The sequence below is a fragment of the Nonomuraea sp. NPDC049129 genome, from assembly GCF_040648495.1.
In the GTDB taxonomy this organism is placed as follows: Bacteria; Actinomycetota; Actinomycetes; order Streptosporangiales; family Streptosporangiaceae; genus Nonomuraea.
In genome coordinates, this window is record NZ_JBEZDU010000007.1 from 269,709 (window position 1) to 286,610 (window position 16,902).

Consider the following 16,902-nt stretch of genomic DNA (forward strand, 5'->3'; position numbering starts at 1 on the left):
GTGGGATGGTCCTCCGTATCGGTTGCTGACCTTCTTACCAGAAGCGACCCGATATGTTCTCTCTTGTCCATGATGCTCGTGGGACGGAGACCAGCCATGGGATCGATGGTCCACGGACCGGCCGTTCAAGGGCCGTATCCGCAGGGTCCCCCGCGCCTGCCAGGCCCGCCGCACCCGCAGGGACCCCCGCATCCGCAGGGGCCGATGCAGGTGAGCTCGCTCGCCCAGGTGCACGTGCCGCTGCCCGCGCTGTGCCACGTGACGATCGTGGGACCGCGGCGCAAGGCCGACCTGGCGCTGCCCGCCGACATCCCGCTGCCGCACGTACTGCCCGGCCTGCTGCGCGCCCTGGACGAGCTGGGCGGCGAGTCCGCCGCCGCGCCCGGCTGGACGCTGCAGCGGCTCGGCGGCTCCCCGCTCGACCTGGGCCAGAGCCTCGGCGCGCTGGGCATTCTCGACGGCGAGGTGCTCTATCTGAGGCCGCGCGAGGCGATCCTGCCGCCCGCGCTGTACGACGACGTGGCCGACGTGGTCGCGACCGGCGTCAAGAATTCGTCGGGCACCTGGGAGACCAGGCACACCCGGATGATGGGCGCGAGCGGCGCGCTCGGGTTGCTGGTCCTCGGCGCGATCGCCCTGGCCCTGTCCGGAGCGCCCGCGCTGGTCGTCACGGTGGTGGCCGGGCTGATGGCGCTCGTGGTCGTGGCCACCGGCGCGGCCCTGTCGAGAGCGGTGGGCGACTCCCTGGCGGGCGCCCTGATCGGGCACGGGGCGCTGCCGTACGGCTTCATCGCGGGCCTTTTCGCGCCGGCCAGCGGCGGCACCCTGGCCGGTGTCGGCGCTCCCCACCTGCTGGCCGCGCTCGCCTGCACCGCGCTGGTGGCCACCATCGCGGGCGCGCTGATCTCCGACGGCGTACCGGGATTCCTCGGTACGGCCATCGCCACGACGTTCGGGGCGATAGGCGCGGCCGTGGTCATGGTGTGGGGACCGCCACCCGCCGGAGTGGCCGCGGTGACGGTGTCGATCCTGCTGGCGTTGAGCCCGCTGGTCCCCACGCTGTCGTTCCGCCTGGCCAAGGTGCCGCTCCCGGCCATGCCCACCACCGCGGAGGAGTTGCGGGCCGACAACCAGCGCCTGAACAGCGCGGCCATCCAGGAGCGGACCGTCATCGCCCAGCGCTACGCCACCGGGATGATCATCGCGGTCGGTCTGGTGGCGCTGGTCTCCGAGGTGCTGCTGGCCACGTACGGCGGCTGGATCGCCTCCCTCATGACCGGGACGCTCGGGTTGACGCTGATGATGCGGGCCCGGGTCTTCCGTGGGGTGCGCCAGCGGCTGTGGCTGATCACCGTCGGTCTTGCCGCGTTCGGCCTGCTCGCGGTGACACTCGGCCCGAAATCCGGCGTCATCGGCGCCGTGGCCGTGGCGATCGGCATGCTGTGGCTGGCACTGACCGCCGTCGGCATCGGCCTCTGGCTGCCCACGGGAAAGCCGTCGCCGTTCTGGGGCCGCGCGGCGGACATCGTGGACGTCATCCTGATCGTCGAGCTCTTCCCGCTCGCGCTGGGCGTTCTCGAGGTCTATTCCTGGGTGCGGGGTTTGTCCGGGTGATAGGTTGCTGCGCGATTTAACAGTGTTGTGAGAGTGGAGTGAAGATGCAGGAGTTTGGGGACTTCGCGAACATCGACATCGAGAAGCTTCTCAAGGGCGCGGACGAGCAGTTCGCGCGCATCGAAGAGCTCCAGAAGAACATGACCGACCTCGTCGGGCGGGCCCAGGACGACGACGGCCTGGTCACGATCGAGTACGGCAGCGAGGGGCTGCGCGAGCTCCAGCTGCATCCCAAGGCGATGCGGCTGAGCTCGGGCGAGCTCGCCGAGCTCATCAAGGAGCAGCTCCAGGCCGCGACCGCGGACCTGCAGCACCAGGTCACCGAGGCCATGGGCCAGGCGTTCGGCGACGAGGACAACCCGATGAAGTACGTCGAGGACCCCGACGCCGCCCTGAGCAAGATCAAGGAGGCCGAGTCCGCCTACAACCGGACGTTCGAGGACGTCATGGGCGAGCTCGACCGCATCCGCCGCCGCCTGGACCTCTGACCTTTAGGCGTCCTTCTTCATGCCGAGGGGCTGGCCGTCCTTGCCGAAGGTCGGCAGGTTGGGGATGTAGACCTGCTCGAACGCCGGCACCGACTTGGGATCCGTGGGCGTGACGGCCTTGCTCATGTTCTGCGAGGCGCTCTGGCCCAGGTACATGGCCGCCGCTCCGGCGACGCTCGCGGCCGCCACGAAGACCTTCATGGCGTTGCCCGCGATCGTCCTCAGCGTGGCGAGCGCCGCCCCGCCAGAGGCGGTGGTGGCGAGCTCCGTCGCCGCGGTGGCGGGAGGGAAGAGCTTGCCCGCGGCGCTGGCATGGGAGAGGGCGACCAGAACTGTGGCTACGGACACGCTGGCCACGGACATCTGGAAGGAATGCTTGGCGAGCTGGTCGAGCGCTCCCGCGAGCCCTTCGTAGGACTGCGAGCTGTTCTCGGCCTCGGCGGTGAACTTCTTCACCGCGCTGTCGACGTCCGGACGCGCCATCTTCTCCCAGTCGTCATGGTCGATGGTGTCCAGGGCCGATTTGATGGACGCCGCCGCGTTGTTGACCGTCGTGGTCATGCCGCGGGTGTTCCTGGCCGCTTCGCGGATGTCGCTGGGGCTGGAGTACATCGTGCCGATTATCGTCCCGGTGTACTTGCAGATCATTTTCAGTGCGGGATTGGACGGCAGGACCGCGCCATAGAGGCACAAACCCATCGCCATGGAGTAGTAGGTCGACCCGTTCGAGTAGAGATCCATGTCGCCCCTGAGATCAATTCTTCGCGGTGCTCTTGTCGTTGGCCTGACGGACGACGTCGGCTCCCAGGTGGAGCTGCTCGTCCCAGACACCCAGTTGGTTCTTGGCGCTCTTGAGATAGTCGGCGGCCGACGTGCGGGCCGAATGGTACGCGGGGGTGAACGCCATCGCGCCCATCAGGCCGAAGCCCGGGAAGCCGATGTCGATGTTCCGGGCGGTGTTCTCCGCGGCGCCCATGTGGTCCCCCGGGGTGTCGCCGTCGCCGTCTTTGCTGGGGCCGATCTGCTTGCCGAGCTTCTCCATGACCTCGGGGCGGGCCTTGCGCCAGCCGCCGCCGAGCTCGCTTCCGGCGAACTTGTCGTCCTTCGCGGTGCCGCCGGTGTCCTTGTCGCCTGTCTTACCGTCCTTGCCGTCTGTCTTGCCGTCTGTCTTGCCGTCTGTTTTGCCGTCGCCCTGGTCGCCTCCGCCACCGCCGCCTCCGGAGGAGCCGGGAGAGGGGATGGACGGTGTGTCGGCGCCTCCGGTGCCGGGGGTCTCAGCGCTGGGCGTTTCCGGGGTCGGGGTAGCCGGCATGTCAGTGCTCGGCGTTTCGGGGGTGGGCGTTTCGGTGCTCGGCGTCTCGGGAGTGGGTGTTTCCGGTGTTTCCGGGAGGCTGGAGCTGGGGTCTTCGGCGCCGCCGTCGGCCGGCGGGTCCGTCGAGGGAGTCTCGGGGACGGTCGTGTCGTCCTGGCCGCCGGGCTGGCTGGGGTCGGTCTGGCCGGGATCGGTCTGGCTCGGGTCGGTCTGTGGGTCTGCGGGGTCTTGCTGGCCGTTCGGGTCCGTCTGGTCTTGGGGGTCGGTCTCGGAGCCGGAGGGGTCCTGCTGGCCGTCGGAGGTGCCGGGGTCGGTCTGCTGCGGGTCCGAGGTGTCGCCCTGATCGCCGGTGTCCGTGCCGTCCTGGTCGCTCGGGTTGTCCGGGTTCCCGGTGTCGTCCTGGCTCTGCGGCGCATCTGGGTCCTCGGTCGCGTCGTCCGACGCGTCGGGATCGTTCGGGTCTCCGCTCTCGTCGGCGTCCGAGGGCTCCCACGCCGGGTCACCTTCGGCGGCCTGCGGATCGACCGAGCCGGGCTCGCCGTCGGTCACGTCGTCGACCGACTCGGGCCCGAAGCTCAGCTGGTCGGACTGGATCTCGGCCACCGTCGGATCGCCCTGACCGTCGGCCGGCCCCACCTGATCCGGCGGGATCTGGTCGTTGGCCGGCCCTACCTGGTCAGGCGGGATCTGGTCGTTGGCGGGCCCTAGCTGATCGGACGGGATCTGGTCGTTCGCCGGCCCTACCTGGTCGGGCGGGATCGACGGATCGTCGACGGGACCCGCCTGATCCGGCCGCGGAGAGTCGCCGCCACCCGCGATAAGGACGGTCGTATTGCCGTCGACGGAGCCTGGGGGCGCGCCGCCCACCTCAACCTCACCCGGCCCGTCCTGCGGCGGGGGAGAGCTCCAGTTGAGCAGACTGTCGATGCTCGGCCGCCCCATACTCCCGAAATCGGCCACCCTGTCGCCCTCCCAGCAATCAACACAGAAGCGACAAAAGCGTAGCCGTGAGGCTGCTGAGCCGTACAGGTTGTGAGGTTTACGACCAGCCGCGACCGCAGGCCAGCGGCCGGAGTCAGAAATCGCCGAGCTGCCTACCTGCGCGTTTACCTAAAAGTCGCCTAACAGTGATCTAGCCGTTATGTTAAGTATCTGTTATTTCTGGGGCAGATGGGGGCTAGCATGCCATTTGATGTTGTTTGCGGGGGTACCCGGGTTGACCGGACCTACGGCGCCGCCGTACAGAACCAGACCTTGTTGACCTGGAGGTCCAATGGCAACACTTATGGGTACCGCTCCGTCGAAGCTCACCAAAGCCGCCGGCCAGTGTGAGGTCACTGCCCAGTACATCGAGGGCATGCGCCAGCGGGTGCAGACCATCAAGGGCGACCTGATGGCCGCGGGCTGGAAGGGTGGCGCCGCCGGGCAGTTCGGCAAGGCTCTCGACGCCTGGGACGTCGACTTCCGCCAGGTGATCAAGATCCTCGAGGACATCTACGACAAGCTGAACATCAACGCGGGCGTGTACTCCAACGCCGCGCAGCAGAACATGGACATCTCCAGCGGGCTCAACTCCGCCGGCGTCGGCGGTCGTATCGACTCGCTGATCAACGCGTCGCGCTAAGCCCCCAGTACGTAGGTAGGACGGAGACACTCATGGCCGACACGTTCACCCCAGAGGACTACACCTACGCCCACTTCCCCAACATGGAAGCGGCGTACGAGCAGCTGAAGTCGATCGTCACCGAGTTGGACAAGGCGACGGACGACCTCTACAACGACGTCAGGACCACCCTCGGCACCGACTGGGAGGGTGAGGCGAAGACGTTCTTCGACGGCAAGAAGGCCCAGTGGGACGCCCTTGAGGTGGAGATGGGCAAGCAGCTGTTCGAAGCCGCCAAGGCCGTCAGCATCGCCAAGGGTAACTACGAGACCGCTGAGCGGCGCAACATCAACATCTGGACCGACTAGCAGTTCGTCGCGGCGATCGTGCCTCCCTCGGCCGGTGCCTCGAAGCGCCGGCCGGGTTCCTTTTTCTAAGGGGGATGGGGATGACCCAGAAGGACGCAATGGAGGGCCAAGACCCTCTGTACATCGATCCTGATCTGTTCGACTCGGGAGCGGGGCGGGAGCATTCCCCCACCCAGATGCGGGCGATCGCCGAAGAGCTCAAGTCGTACCTCGGCGGCATGACGGGACCCGGCTCGGCGGAGGGCTACACCAACGGCTCCGTGAACGGCCTGCTGGACCACTGCCAGTTGTCCGAGGCGCAGATCGGCACGTGGCACGACGCCAGTGCCTTCAGCCAGACCGTCGGCGCCAACAGCGGCGGCAAGAAGTTCGCACAGGTTTATAAGGAATTCGTCGACGCCTACAAGGACGTGATCGCCGCCGTCGAGGCGAGCGCCGCCAACCATGGCGCCGGCGACAAGGCCAACGAGGGCAAGGGCTGATGGCCGAGGGCAAGGGCGGCCGGCAGGTCGTCGTCATCCTGTCGTTCGACAAGATGCCAGAGGGCGGGACGGTCAACGCATCCAGGGACGAGATCCTGACGATGCTGAACAACACCCAGCCCACCCAGATCGAGGATGCCGGGTTCGCGTACGACAAGGCGTCGAGCGCGATCGAGTCGGCCGTCAACGCGCTGGAAGAGCACGCGGGCAAGATCCTCACTGTGTGGAAGGGCCCCGACGCCAGCAAGGCGCGCCACGCGCTGCAGATGCTGCACGCTTCCGGCGGCGAGCTGTCCACCAAGCTGGAGATGATGGGCTCCGCCCTGCGCCAGTACGCGAGCTACCTCCCCGAGACGATCGCGAAGGTCGAGGGCATCTCGGCGAACAAGAGCTCCGGGAACGACGTTCCCAGCTCCGAGATCATGGTGGACGAGGCCGCCAACGCGAAGGCCGCGAAGGCCGCCGCGGACCGCGAAGCCCAGAAGGCGATGCAGGAGCTCAACAAGAAGATCGTTGATCTCTACAACGTGCAGGTCCCGCACGACGTGTCCTATGAGCTGCCCGCCGTCTCGATTCCGGGTGGTACGGGTACGTACCGCGACCCCGGATACCCGACCGGCGCGGGCATCAACGCCGGCGGAACCGGGAGCGGCGGGAACGGGTCGTCGGACGGCTACGGCGGTTCTTCCGGAGGTACGGGCTCCACGGGCAGCGGTGGTACGGGCTCCGACGGCTCGCGCGGCGGCAGCACGGGCGGCTCGAGCTCCGGTGACCACAGCGGCTCCGACTCGGGCGGCAAGCCTGGCTCGGACACCGGCAACGGTCAGAACGGTACCGGCCAGCCCGGCAGCGACCAGAACGGTGGCGACCAGAGCGGTAACGGCACCGGCGACCAGAGCGGCACCACGCCGGGCGACGGCACCGGCAGCCAGGACCCCTCGCAGACCGGTGACTCCGGCAAGCAGGACCAGACGGTCCCGCCGGTGCTCGGCCAGGACGACAAGACCAGCAGCGACAACCCCAAGGGCGGCCTGGACCCGAACGGGACGGAAGTGTCGTCCTACTCGCCGACCACGCCGGTCATCACCCCGACCGGCATCACCCCGACCGGCAATCCGGTGAGCACCATCGCCCCCAACCCGGTGGGTGTCCTCTCACCCACTGGCACGCCGCCCAGCGTCCCCTCGGTGCTCGGCTCGCCGAACGGCGCCATGGGCGCCCCGGGCCAAGGGCTCACGGCGGCCATGCGGACCTCGGGCAACGGCATGTCCGGCATGCCGTTCATGCCGATGTCCGGCGCCGGCGCGGGCCAGGACCAGGGGGACTTCGAGCGGATGACCTGGCTCCCCGCGGACAAGGACGACTGGAACTCAGCGCACGACGTGACCGACCCGGTCATCTGCTGACCAGGCTAGAGGGAGTGGGATGGGCGACTCGACGCAGAACTCCAGCCAGGCGGCCGCGCTGGCGCAGCTGCAGAACGGTGGGCAACTGCCGTCGATGACGTCCGGCGTCTCGTTCAAGGCCAGTGCGCTCGATAGAAACAGCGAGTCGATAGACGAACACGCTGGGTTCTTCTCCCAGCTAGAGGGCAAGACAGAAAACCTTCGCGTCCAGTGGCCGCACTTCGGGGTGATCGGCATCGGCGCCAGCAGCGTCCACGAAAAGGCGATCGAACGGCAGGCGGACGCGCTGGCCAAGGGGCGTAAGGCGCTGCAGAGCTGGAAGACCGCGCTCAAGCAGGCCGCCAGGAACTACCAGACGGCCGATGATGCCAACGGCGACGGGGTCAAGAACATCGGCTTTGACCCGAACAGCCTCGGCGGCGGGCCCAACGGCCTCGGCAATCTCGGGAACCTCGGCAACTCCGGCCTGCCGAACACCGGCGCCGGGCTGCCTGACATGTCCGGCGGAGGCAAGCCGCCGGGGATCGATACCGGTCTGCCCAAGACGGACCTTCCCTCGACCGACCTTCCGAAGACCGACCTTCCGAAGACCGACCTGCCGAAGACTGATTTGCCGTCGAGCGACCTCCCCTCGACGAACCTGCCCAAGACGGACCTGCCGTCGGCTTCCCTGGGGAACCAGCCCGACATGAAGGTCCCGAGTATCGACTCGGCGCTCAACGGCCAGCCGCAAATCCCCGACCCGAAGCTGCCCGACGTCGACAGCAAGCTCCCCGACGGGACGCAGCTGTCCCAGTTCGACCCCAACTCGCTGAACACCCCGCAGGTCAAGAACCCGGACCTCAGCACCCTGTCCCCGGACCTGAACGGTTCCGCCACCAGGACCGGCCCCGGCTCGGGCGTCGGCAGTGGCACCGGCACTGGTACCGGGTTCGGCACGGGCATCGGCGGAGGCGTGGGTGCGGGTGCGGGTGCCGTACCGGCCGGTCTGCGGGGTGTGAACGGTACGAGCGGGATGCCCATGATGCCGATGATGCCCATGAGCGGCGCCGGGACCGGGGGCGACAAGGAGAACGAGCGCCAGAACGCGCTGCTCGGCGAGGACGAGGGCGTCTGGGGCGGCGACGATGAGATCGCACCTGAAGTGATTGGGCGGGATTCCAGATGAGTGAGCTAGGCGCGGGGCTCTACCTGGCGGCGGCGGCCATGGCGTCCTCCGCCGCCTTCGTGATCCAGCAGCCATGGGCCTTCTACGCCGCCGCCGGCATCGGCACGCTGGTGTCGAACCCCGGGGCGATGGCGGACGCCGCCAAGGCTTGGCAGAGTGTCGACCACGCTGGCCTGATGTCCGAGCTGGACGAGCTGGACGACGGGCTGGACCAGCTCAAGAAGCAGCTGAAGACCTCGGGCAAGTGGGAAGGCGGGGCCTTCGACACCTTCGAGGGCATCCACACGGCCTTCAAGAATGGGGTCAAGTCCCTCAAGGAGACGCGTAACGACACTGGGGAGGCCGTCCACTCGGCGTCCAAGGCTTACTACGTCGGCTCCGCGGTAGTCATGCTGGCGGCCGTCGGCATGATGGGCTTTGCTGTGTACAAGCTGCTCTCGTCCGCCACCCCGTTTACCAAGGCCGTGGGCGAGGCGCTGGTAGCCGTGCGGGGCTCCCTCACCCTGCAGTCCATCAGGAAGCTGATCGCCAAGCAGGGCTTGATCGTCGCAGGCCTCGGCATGGTCCTCTACATGTCCATGCAGCAGACCGAGATGACCGGGAAGCTCTTCCCCATGCTGGAGGCTTCCATCCCCACCGAGATGACCGCGATGAAGTCAGGTGGCATGCCGCCCTTCTCCGACGCCGGCATGGCGTACGACGAGAAGATGGGCGGCCTCACCGTGAAGATGGACGACTCCCTGACCGGGAAGCTGCCCGGCGGTTCCGGCAGCCCCGGCAAGACGGCCGAGGTCTGACTCTCACTCGTCCAGCGGGATCCGCAGCACCTGGCCGGGCCTCAGCTTGCGCGGGTCGTCACCGATGATGTCCCTGTTGGCGTTGTAGATCTCCGGCCACCGGTTCGGGTCCCCGTACACCTTCTTGGCGATGTCGGCCAGCGAGCCGTTGTCGACCGGCCAATAGCCGACCTTCGCCGTGCCGACCCGCGCGGGCGGAGTCGCGTGGCCGTTGGCGACGGGCACATCCGACTTGGGCAGGTCGCCGTAGTCCGGGTTGGTGGCCAGGGACCGCCACACGCGGAAAGCGGAGGTGGGGATAGCGCCCCAGAGCTGCTTGTGGAAGTTGCCCGGCTTCCCCGCGATCTTGGCTCCGGGCAGCTTGTGCTTGACCTGCTCGTACGCCCAGTTCCGCATCGCGACGAAACCGCCGAAGGCCATGCCGGACTCTCCGACGGCGGCGCCGGACTTGGTCAGGGTCGCCGCCCAACTCGCCGCCGATTCGCCCTGAACGAATCCCTTGCCGAAGAAACCGGACATGGGGGCGAAGGTGCCCGCCAGCGTGGCGCCCGCGCTGATGCGGGCCGCCTGGGTGAAGGTCATGGGGCTGAGGTTGAAGATGCTGTGGCCGCTGATGCCCTGGCCCGCCATCTGCGTGCCGATGACTCCGCCGTACACGCTGCCGGAGGTCTTGGCGTACGTCTTGAAGCTCGCCGCGCCGAACTTCTCGGCGTAGGCCGAGTACTTCTTGAACTTCGCGACCGTCAACTCCGTCTTCGTCATGGCCGTGGCGGTACGCGTCGCGCTGCCGAGCTTGGCCACCCACTTCAGCCGGCCGACCACGGGCAGGACTCTCAGGGCGCCGGCGCAGACCCTGAGGACGGACGCGAACCTGGTGAGGACCTGGGCCGCCAGCAGCACGATCTTCGTCGTCCGCATGTAGGCGGCCCCCGCGGCCAGCCAGCCGCCCCACATGCCGGCCGCCCACCGAAGGGCATAGAAGGCGACGTACCAGATGATCGCCGTCTTGAGCAGCTCGATGATGGCCTTCCTGGTGTGGGCGGCCGATTCGGCGACCATTCTCAGGATGTTGGCGATCTCCGTGCAGCTCTTTGTGAGCGCGACGCGGTTGTCGTGCCTGAGTACGAGGCCCCAGACCTCCCTGAAGTCGTCGGCGGCCTTGCCCTTCCACTCCTTCACGATCTTGTCGACGTAGCCGTCGTGCTGGCCATGGGCGCGCGCGTCGAGGACCTCGAACACCTTGTTCAGGTTGGTGGCGAGGTTGTCGTGCGCCGCGGCGGCGGCCTTGAGGCGTCCTTCGGTCTCATCACCGCCGATGAGCGTGGGGAGCGCGCGCCACATGGACCTGATGGTGTCGAGCAGTGGGGCGGGGTTGAGCAGCGAGCCCCAGTTGATCTCGAAGTGCCAGGCCGTCCAGTCCCATTCGAGCGGGTTGATGCTGCCGTGTTGGCTCATCTGGTGCCTCCGACGTCGCTGGCCTGGTGAGCGGCCTTGTAGTTGTACGCCGAGACCTCAAGGGCCGTGGCGATGAACTCCAGGGCATCGGCCAGGTCGCCGAGGTAGCCGTAGACGGACTCGTACCGCTTGTCCTTGTGCTCGTTCTCCGCGGTGCCGTCGACGTACGCGGCGCCCAGCTCGTCGGCGCCGGGCGCGAGGCCGAAGTCGCTCTTGTGCAGCTTCGCGGGCCCGAAGGCGATCATGGCGTTGCGGACGATCGGGGCCTGCTGGGCGCAGGTCTCCATGGCCTTCTTCAGGTCCGGCGGTATGACCTCATATCCATCGGCCTTGTCCCCCATGAGCCCCCCAGGTATCACAAAGTACTAACTGCACCTTTGATACTAATGTTTACAAGTATTTGCGTCCAGGAAACCCCCTGTTTACGAGCCGGTTGGGCTCCTGTTCAGGAGCCCGTCGGGCGGATGGCCGGGGTGTCCGAGACCGGCGTCCTGGCGGCCGCCGGGTCGAGCGTCGGTCCTTCGGGGATCAGGCGCAGGAGGTGGGCGGGCAGCGGGGCCACGTTCGAGGCGTCGTAGCCCAGCTTGGTCAGCACGTCGGGCGTGGCCAGCCGGTACTTCTTCCCCTGGTCGGTGACCAGGTAGAACTGCTGCACGTTGGAGAGCTGGTTCTCGCCGGGCAGCAGCCCCGCCAGGGCCGCCGCGCCCGGGGGCAGCATCACCTGGTCGAACCGCTCCGGGTTGCCGCTCGACCCCGGCGTCGGGATGTCGATCCGGCTCCCGACCGTGAGCGTGCCCTTCACGGATCCCTTCACGGTGTTGGCGTAGACCATGCACAGCGGTGCCGAGCCGGCGGGCACCTGGAAACGCGGCATCGTCGCCGGCATGCCGCCGCCGGTGATCCGCTGGGCCGAGACTTTCGCCGCGTTGGCGTTCGCCGCGTCGATCAGGATCTCCCGTACGTGCTGCTTGCCGTACGCCGTCTGGCTGGCCGGATCCTGGATCAGCAGCGTGGCCTGCGTCTGGGTGATCGGCGCGAGGCCGTCCGCGAGCATGACGTACCAGCGCGCGGGCGCCCCCGCGACCGCCGCGACCTTGAAGACCTGCCCGACCTTGAACGTCGTGCCGCCGGGGCCGTGGATGTTGCGGCCGCGCTGGGGGATCGGCGGCGCGGCGAAGTCCGATCCCTCGGCGATGGCGTTGATCCACGAGATCGGCACCCGCCGGGGCGTCTGGTCGGTGAGCCGGTCCACGTTCCGCACGGCCATGCGCTGGTTGCCCCAGAGCGCCCAGTTCTGCCGTCCGTCGCTGACGATTAGCGCGTCGTTCCCGGCGGGTCTGCCGCCGACGTCGGTCCCGCCCACCAGCGTCACGTACGACCTGCGCCCCCCTGAGGGGTCCGTCGCCTCCACCACGCAGGCGGACCAGGGCGACTTGATGAGCCGCTCGGGCTTGGGCAGCGAGTCGGGAGCACCCACGATGCCCACCTGCCCGCCGCGCGCGAACCCGGCCAGCGACTCCGCGGACACCGTCTTGACCTTGATGGCGTCGCTGTCCAGCAGGAGTCGGGCCGAGACATAGTTGGCCACGGGCAGCAGCCGGCCGGTCTGCTGGCTGTAGACGTAGGCGGCGCCGGTCTCCTCCTCGACGATGAGCTGACCGGCGTCCCTCAGGTTGGTCGCCCCGCCCGGTTTGAGCATGCCCCAGATGCCGAAACCCGCGATGATGAGAACGCCGACCATGATCCCGGCGAACGTCGCCACGTTGTGCCGCCGCATCGGCGACTCGGGCAGGTCTGGCTCGCCCTGCAACAGGGCCATACCCAGGCGCTGGGTCATGAGCCGATGTGCCTGGTAGAGATCCTTGCGGGTCTGCATGCCACTCCGTTTCGGTCCGGCCTGAGGACAGCATAGGAGCATGAAAGCGGCGGGGGGTTATGTCCCAAATGGGGCATGAGATCGTGATATACGAGTAAAGTTTGTGGCCAGTGGTGTTCGGGGAGGTTGCTGTGTCAGATCCCGATAAGTTGAGTCCGCCGCCGGCCCAGGGCTGGCGTCTGGAGTCGGATTGGGCCGGGCTCGATCCCGAGCGCGAGGGCGTCACGTACAGCGCCAGCAAGCTCAAGAAGCTCGCCGAGCAGCTCACCGAGGAATTCGCCAAGTTCGCCGGGGACAAGCCCGGGTCCGTCAACGACCTGGACATGAAGGCCAACCTCGTCGGCATGAAGGTGGCCGTCGAGCAGATCAAGCGCTGGGAAGGCGGCCAGACCTTCGTCGCCACGCTCCAGAACGGTCACAAGGAATTCACCGAGGCATACCGCGAGGTCGCTGAGAAGACGCGGATCGCCATCGAGCTGATCAACGCGGGCGCGGGCAACTATGAGCGCGTCGACATCGCGCACATCGGCTCGAAGGACGTGTAGGAGCCCCCATGGCCGAGGACAAGCAGCTCAAGGTCCAGAAGAAGACGCACATGATCAAGACGTCGTGCCCGCCTCTTGAGGTGGACGACGACGGCAGGAGCGTCGCCGAGGTCAAGAACTTCGTCAAGTCCCTGGACGCGACGGCCGTCAAGCAGGCGGGCAACGCCTACCTCGACGCCTGCTCGACCCTGGCCGGCGCTCAGAAGGTCATCGAGCAGATCAACGTCGAGATGGCCAAGTGCTGGGACGGCAAGGCGTCGGTCGAGGCGCAGGAGGCCCTCCGGGTGTTGCACGCGACGGTCCGCGAGCTGTCGGACAAGCTCAACTGGATGGGCCGCCCGCTGCAGTCCCTCGGTGACAGGCTCGTCGAGCACCAGGAGTTCATGGACAAGTCGGGCTTGGCCTGGAGCGACAACACCTTCACCTTCGACGACTCCAGCCCCGGCTGGTATCGCACCATGGACAAAGGCGTCGAGTGGGGTTCCCAGGACGAACTCGCCGGCAAGCACCTGCGCCTCCTGAACGACGACCTCACGCTGACCTACCAGCAACTGCCGGACTCCTTCCACAAAGAGGTCCCCGACATCAAGGACCCCGCCGGCGTACCCCCTCCCGTCACGCCCCTGAACACGGACTTCTCCAACCCCGGGGGCCCGGGCAGCGGATCGGGAAACGGCTACAACGGCACCGGCGGCTACAACGGCACGGGTGACAACGGCAGCCTGGGCGACAACGGCGGCATCGGCTCTGACGGCTCGAACCGCAACGGCGTCGACACCCCCACCACACCCAGGCTGCCGACCGACACGCAGACCCCCGACCCGAACGGCAACGGCACCACGGACCCGACCAAGGGCGCCACGGACCCAGGGGCGACAGATCCGACAAATGGTGCCAATGTCCCCACGGGCGGCGTCACGGACCCCACCAAGGGCATGACAGACCCGACGAAGGGCATGACAGACCCCACCAAGGGGCTGACCGATCCCACCAAGGGCCTGAACACCCCCACCTCCACCCAACTGGAGGACTTCCAGCGCCCCTCGGACTGGAACCCGACCAACACCCCCACCCCCACTTCCAACCCCACGAGCACCAGCCCCAACGCCAACTTCCCGAGCTCCCCGAACTCCTCCTCTCCTTCATCGGGTGGTCCCCTCACGAGCACCGGGGGCAGCGGCGGCATGGCCTCTGCCGTGCCGAACGCCCAGGCCGGGCTCAAGGCAGGCGCCGGGAACGGGATGGGCATGCCGTTCATGCCCATGGGCGGCGCCGGCGCCGGTGCCCAGGAGAGCACCAGTGAGGGCGGCACCTGGTTGACCGAGGACGACGACGTGTGGGGCGGCGAAACCGACGGCGTAGTCACCGACCGCATCGGCTGACGGCTTCGGGGGCGGCCGGGGCGCTCATACGCATCAGCCTCTTGTCCAGTACAGCGGACAACCCCACGGTCCCGAGCGCGGCGACCCCAAGCCCGGCCCCGATCCAAGCCACCACCGAATACCCGAACCCCGCTCCGATCGCCAGGCCGCCCACCCACGGCCCCACGGTGATCCCGACGTTGAACGCCGAGAAGTTGGTGGCGGCGGCCAGCGTCGGAGCATCCTTGCCCACGGTGAACACCCGCGTGTTCAAGGCCGGATTCGTGGAAAACCCGAACGCCCCCAGCAGGAAGATCAGCCCGATGGCCACCCCCGGCGTCCCGGCGAACACTCCCAAACCTGCCGAGATAACAACAACTCCCGCTACACCCACGTACAGCGTCGTAAAAGGCCGCGCGTCAGCATGACGACCACCCAGGCCGATGCCGATCAGCGACCCCACCCCGTACAACGCCAGCACCGCGGGAACCCACCCCGCCGCCAGTCCGGTGGTGTCGACGAGCATCGCGCCGAGATAGCTGAACGTGACCAGCACCGCGCCGGTCGCCAGCGCCGTCGTCCCATATGAGAGCCAGAGTCGCGAGTTAAGCATGTTCCGCAGCTCCTGCCCCAGTTGCGGCACGCTCCCCGGCTCGGGCCGCCCGCCGGGAATGGTGGCCACCACTCCTACCGCCGCGAGGCCCGACAGCACCGTGACCGCCCAGAACGCCGCCCGCCACCCGAATTGCTGCCCGATGACCGTCCCCGCGGGCAGCCCCACGATGGTGGCCACGGTAAGTCCGCCCGCCACGATGCTCATGGCCTTGCCCCGCGCGCCCTCCGGGACGAGCCCCACGGCTGTCACCGCCGCCACCGCCCAGAAGCCCGCGTACACGAACGCTCCGACCACCCGCGTCCCGAACAGCACCCCATAGCTCGGCGTCACCGCCCCCACGACATGTGTAAGGGCGAAGATCGCCAGAAACGTCAGCAACGCCGTACGACGCGGCCACCGCAAGGTCACCACGGCCAGCACCGGCGACCCCACGAGCATCCCGAGCGCGAACCCGGAGATCAGCAGCCCCGCTTGAGGAACGGATACCCCCAGGTCGGCCGCCATTTCGGGCAACAGCCCGGCGAGCAAGAGCTCGGAAGTGCCCTGGGCGAATATCGACAATCCCAGGATGTACACGGCCAACGGCATTGGAACTCCTCCTAGTTTTGGATAGAACAGTGCAAAATCAAGAGACGCGAAACGACGCATGCTCGTCTGGAGCGGTGAACCCCTGTCCGGTCTGCTCACGTTCAGCCGCGCCAGCTTGCTCGCGTGGGCGCCGCGTAGAGCCGTCGGCGTGGGGCCACCCGCGTGGGCCGTCCCAGCCTGCCCGCCTGGGCCTGCCCCTGCCAGCCCCGGCCTGCCCGCCTGAGGCTGCCCGGCCTGGGGTCGCACCAGGCTGCCCGCGTTGGGCCGCCCCGGGCTACATCGGGCCGCGTCAGGCTGCTCGCGCGCAGCTGCGTCAAGCTGCTCGCGTGGGGCGTGTCCCGGGGCGTCAGCTGCGCGGGTGGAGCGATCCGGGCGTCAGAAAAGCGCGTCGAGCGTGGTCTTCGCGACCGACTCCAGCGCTCCCCGATCCGACCCCCCGCGCGCCATCACCCGCATGCCACTGATCGCCGCGACCACGAAATGCGCCAGCGCGACCGGATCCTTACCGGCTTGCAACTCGCCACGGCTCTGTCCGAGCTCAAACGCCGCCCGGAGCGCCGCCAGCCGCCGCTCACCGTCCCGCCGAAGCTGCTCGGCCACCGCCGGATCTCGCGGCGCCAACTCCACCAGCGAGTTGACCACCAAACACCCGACCGGATCGCCAGTCTCAACATCGACGGCCTGCCACAACAGAGTCCGCACCTTCTCCCGAACCGGAAGATCGCCTTCGAGCAACTCCATCAGCCAGGCGGTCTTGCTGTCCATGTAGCGCCGCAGGGCCTGGTCGAACAGATCATGCTTGCTCTTGAACGTGTTGTAGATGCTGCTCCGCCCCAGCCCGGTGGCCTCACAGAGGTCCTGGGTCGAGGTCCCTTCGTAGCCCGCGCTCCAGAACGCCCGCATGGCCGCCTCGATCGCCCGCTCCTCCTCAAACTCCCTCGGCCGCGCCATACCGCGACGGTAGCACGTTTTGGACAGATCAGTGCAATATGGTCTCTGTACCCGTCCCCTCGCAGGTCCCCGAAGCGACTTGTCGTAAAGGAGGCTGTCGCCAAGTGCACGCGAGCGGTGTCAGCCCAGGTAGAAGGCGCTTGAAGGAGGGCCGGGCAGAGTGTGCGAGTAACGGGTTGTGTGGGGAGGGGCACCCTTGATGGCTATGGTGGGTTCGCCGTTCGGATCGTCGCGGCCGTACGCGACGTAACTCTGCGGACCCTCCTGGACTT

General features: G+C 67.9%; 17 protein-coding genes. 10 read left to right on the top strand and 7 right to left on the bottom strand.

Going from position 1 to position 16,902, the window contains the following annotated elements; translation table 11 throughout:
* Window positions 1-96: 96 nt before the first annotated feature.
* Both eccD and AB0B64_RS23965 read left to right on the top strand, forming a co-directional pair.
* Window positions 97-1,614, top strand: coding sequence for a type VII secretion integral membrane protein EccD (eccD, locus tag AB0B64_RS23960; RefSeq protein ID WP_358179677.1), 1,518 nt, complete (start codon window positions 97-99; stop codon window positions 1,612-1,614).
* A gap of 44 nt (window positions 1,615-1,658) precedes the next feature.
* Entirely contained in the window at window positions 1,659-2,102 is a 444-nt protein-coding gene (locus AB0B64_RS23965) for a YbaB/EbfC family nucleoid-associated protein (protein WP_357948728.1), read from the top strand.
* A gap of 3 nt (window positions 2,103-2,105) precedes the next feature.
* On the opposite strand, the gene AB0B64_RS23970 is transcribed toward AB0B64_RS23965, so the two are convergent.
* Together AB0B64_RS23970 and AB0B64_RS23975 are read right to left on the bottom strand one after the other, a co-directional pair.
* The gene (locus AB0B64_RS23970) at window positions 2,106-2,843 is read right to left on the bottom strand and encodes a hypothetical protein (protein WP_357948730.1); all 738 of its coding nucleotides are present in this window, start codon (window positions 2,841-2,843) and stop codon (window positions 2,106-2,108) included.
* A gap of 13 nt (window positions 2,844-2,856) precedes the next feature.
* Window positions 2,857-4,374, bottom strand: a complete 1,518-nt coding sequence (locus tag AB0B64_RS23975; protein WP_358179679.1) for a hypothetical protein — start codon at window positions 4,372-4,374, stop codon at window positions 2,857-2,859.
* Window positions 4,375-4,687: 313 nt separating this feature from the next.
* On the opposite strand from AB0B64_RS23975, the gene AB0B64_RS23980 reads away from it, so the two are divergent.
* The 6 genes from AB0B64_RS23980 (at window position 4,688) to AB0B64_RS24005 (ending at window position 9,238) form a co-directional block, all read left to right on the top strand.
* Window positions 4,688-5,038 (top strand): WXG100 family type VII secretion target, encoded by a 351-nt coding sequence (locus tag AB0B64_RS23980; protein ID WP_357948736.1) that lies wholly within the window; start codon window positions 4,688-4,690, stop codon window positions 5,036-5,038.
* Between the two features lie 32 nt (window positions 5,039-5,070).
* Entirely contained in the window at window positions 5,071-5,385 is a 315-nt protein-coding gene (locus AB0B64_RS23985; RefSeq protein ID WP_357948739.1) for a WXG100 family type VII secretion target, read from the top strand.
* A gap of 80 nt (window positions 5,386-5,465) precedes the next feature.
* Window positions 5,466-5,867: a hypothetical protein gene (locus tag AB0B64_RS23990; protein WP_357948742.1), complete on the top strand. Its 402-nt coding sequence runs from the start codon at window positions 5,466-5,468 to the stop codon at window positions 5,865-5,867.
* Entirely contained in the window at window positions 5,867-7,273 is a 1,407-nt protein-coding gene (locus AB0B64_RS23995; protein WP_358179680.1) for a hypothetical protein, read from the top strand. Before AB0B64_RS23990 ends, AB0B64_RS23995 begins: the two co-directional genes overlap by 1 nt.
* A gap of 19 nt (window positions 7,274-7,292) precedes the next feature.
* Window positions 7,293-8,441: a hypothetical protein gene (locus AB0B64_RS24000; RefSeq protein ID WP_358179683.1), complete on the top strand. Its 1,149-nt coding sequence runs from the start codon at window positions 7,293-7,295 to the stop codon at window positions 8,439-8,441.
* Entirely contained in the window at window positions 8,438-9,238 is an 801-nt protein-coding gene (locus tag AB0B64_RS24005; RefSeq protein WP_358179686.1) for a WXG100 family type VII secretion target, read from the top strand. Before AB0B64_RS24000 ends, AB0B64_RS24005 begins: the two co-directional genes overlap by 4 nt.
* A gap of 3 nt (window positions 9,239-9,241) precedes the next feature.
* Here AB0B64_RS24005 and AB0B64_RS24010 read toward each other — a convergent pair whose 3' ends face one another.
* From AB0B64_RS24010 to eccB, 3 genes are all read right to left on the bottom strand, one after another.
* Entirely contained in the window at window positions 9,242-10,693 is a 1,452-nt protein-coding gene (locus tag AB0B64_RS24010; RefSeq protein ID WP_358179689.1) for a hypothetical protein, read from the bottom strand.
* Entirely contained in the window at window positions 10,690-11,034 is a 345-nt protein-coding gene (locus AB0B64_RS24015; protein ID WP_357948756.1) for a hypothetical protein, read from the bottom strand. Before AB0B64_RS24015 ends, AB0B64_RS24010 begins: the two co-directional genes overlap by 4 nt.
* Before the next feature lie 104 nt (window positions 11,035-11,138).
* On the bottom strand, window positions 11,139-12,569 hold the full coding sequence (eccB, locus tag AB0B64_RS24020; protein WP_357948758.1) for a type VII secretion protein EccB: 1,431 nt from the start codon (window positions 12,567-12,569) through the stop codon (window positions 11,139-11,141).
* A 131-nt stretch (window positions 12,570-12,700) separates the two neighbouring features.
* On the opposite strand from eccB, the gene AB0B64_RS24025 reads away from it, so the two are divergent.
* Both AB0B64_RS24025 and AB0B64_RS24030 read left to right on the top strand, forming a co-directional pair.
* Window positions 12,701-13,114: a hypothetical protein gene (locus AB0B64_RS24025; protein WP_357948761.1), complete on the top strand. Its 414-nt coding sequence runs from the start codon at window positions 12,701-12,703 to the stop codon at window positions 13,112-13,114.
* A gap of 8 nt (window positions 13,115-13,122) precedes the next feature.
* Window positions 13,123-14,496: a hypothetical protein gene (locus AB0B64_RS24030; RefSeq protein ID WP_357948763.1), complete on the top strand. Its 1,374-nt coding sequence runs from the start codon at window positions 13,123-13,125 to the stop codon at window positions 14,494-14,496.
* Here AB0B64_RS24030 and AB0B64_RS24035 read toward each other — a convergent pair.
* Together AB0B64_RS24035 and AB0B64_RS24040 are read right to left on the bottom strand one after the other, a co-directional pair.
* Window positions 14,477-15,679 (bottom strand): Cmx/CmrA family chloramphenicol efflux MFS transporter, encoded by a 1,203-nt coding sequence (locus AB0B64_RS24035; protein WP_358179692.1) that lies wholly within the window; start codon window positions 15,677-15,679, stop codon window positions 14,477-14,479. The genes AB0B64_RS24030 and AB0B64_RS24035 overlap by 20 nt on opposite strands.
* Window positions 15,680-16,054: 375 nt before the next feature.
* Entirely contained in the window at window positions 16,055-16,630 is a 576-nt protein-coding gene (locus AB0B64_RS24040; RefSeq protein WP_357948769.1) for a TetR/AcrR family transcriptional regulator, read from the bottom strand.
* Window positions 16,631-16,902 lie beyond the last annotated feature (272 nt).

Coding starts and splice junctions, on each gene's coding strand:
- AB0B64_RS23985 (WP_357948739.1), top strand. CDS start 5,071: ATGGCCGACACGTTCACCCCAGAGGACTACACCTACGCCCACTTCCCC.
- eccD (WP_358179677.1), top strand. CDS start 97: ATGGGATCGATGGTCCACGGACCGGCCGTTCAAGGGCCGTATCCGCAG.
- AB0B64_RS23990 (WP_357948742.1), top strand. CDS start 5,466: ATGACCCAGAAGGACGCAATGGAGGGCCAAGACCCTCTGTACATCGAT.
- AB0B64_RS23965 (WP_357948728.1), top strand. CDS start 1,659: ATGCAGGAGTTTGGGGACTTCGCGAACATCGACATCGAGAAGCTTCTC.
- AB0B64_RS24005 (WP_358179686.1), top strand. CDS start 8,438: ATGAGTGAGCTAGGCGCGGGGCTCTACCTGGCGGCGGCGGCCATGGCG.
- AB0B64_RS24000 (WP_358179683.1), top strand. CDS start 7,293: ATGGGCGACTCGACGCAGAACTCCAGCCAGGCGGCCGCGCTGGCGCAG.
- AB0B64_RS24030 (WP_357948763.1), top strand. CDS start 13,123: ATGGCCGAGGACAAGCAGCTCAAGGTCCAGAAGAAGACGCACATGATC.
- AB0B64_RS23980 (WP_357948736.1), top strand. CDS start 4,688: ATGGCAACACTTATGGGTACCGCTCCGTCGAAGCTCACCAAAGCCGCC.
- eccB (WP_357948758.1), bottom strand. CDS start 12,569: ATGCAGACCCGCAAGGATCTCTACCAGGCACATCGGCTCATGACCCAG.
- AB0B64_RS24010 (WP_358179689.1), bottom strand. CDS start 10,693: ATGAGCCAACACGGCAGCATCAACCCGCTCGAATGGGACTGGACGGCC.
- AB0B64_RS24040 (WP_357948769.1), bottom strand. CDS start 16,630: ATGGCGCGGCCGAGGGAGTTTGAGGAGGAGCGGGCGATCGAGGCGGCC.
- AB0B64_RS24035 (WP_358179692.1), bottom strand. CDS start 15,679: ATGCCGTTGGCCGTGTACATCCTGGGATTGTCGATATTCGCCCAGGGC.
- AB0B64_RS23995 (WP_358179680.1), top strand. CDS start 5,867: ATGGCCGAGGGCAAGGGCGGCCGGCAGGTCGTCGTCATCCTGTCGTTC.
- AB0B64_RS24015 (WP_357948756.1), bottom strand. CDS start 11,034: ATGGGGGACAAGGCCGATGGATATGAGGTCATACCGCCGGACCTGAAG.
- AB0B64_RS23970 (WP_357948730.1), bottom strand. CDS start 2,843: ATGGATCTCTACTCGAACGGGTCGACCTACTACTCCATGGCGATGGGT.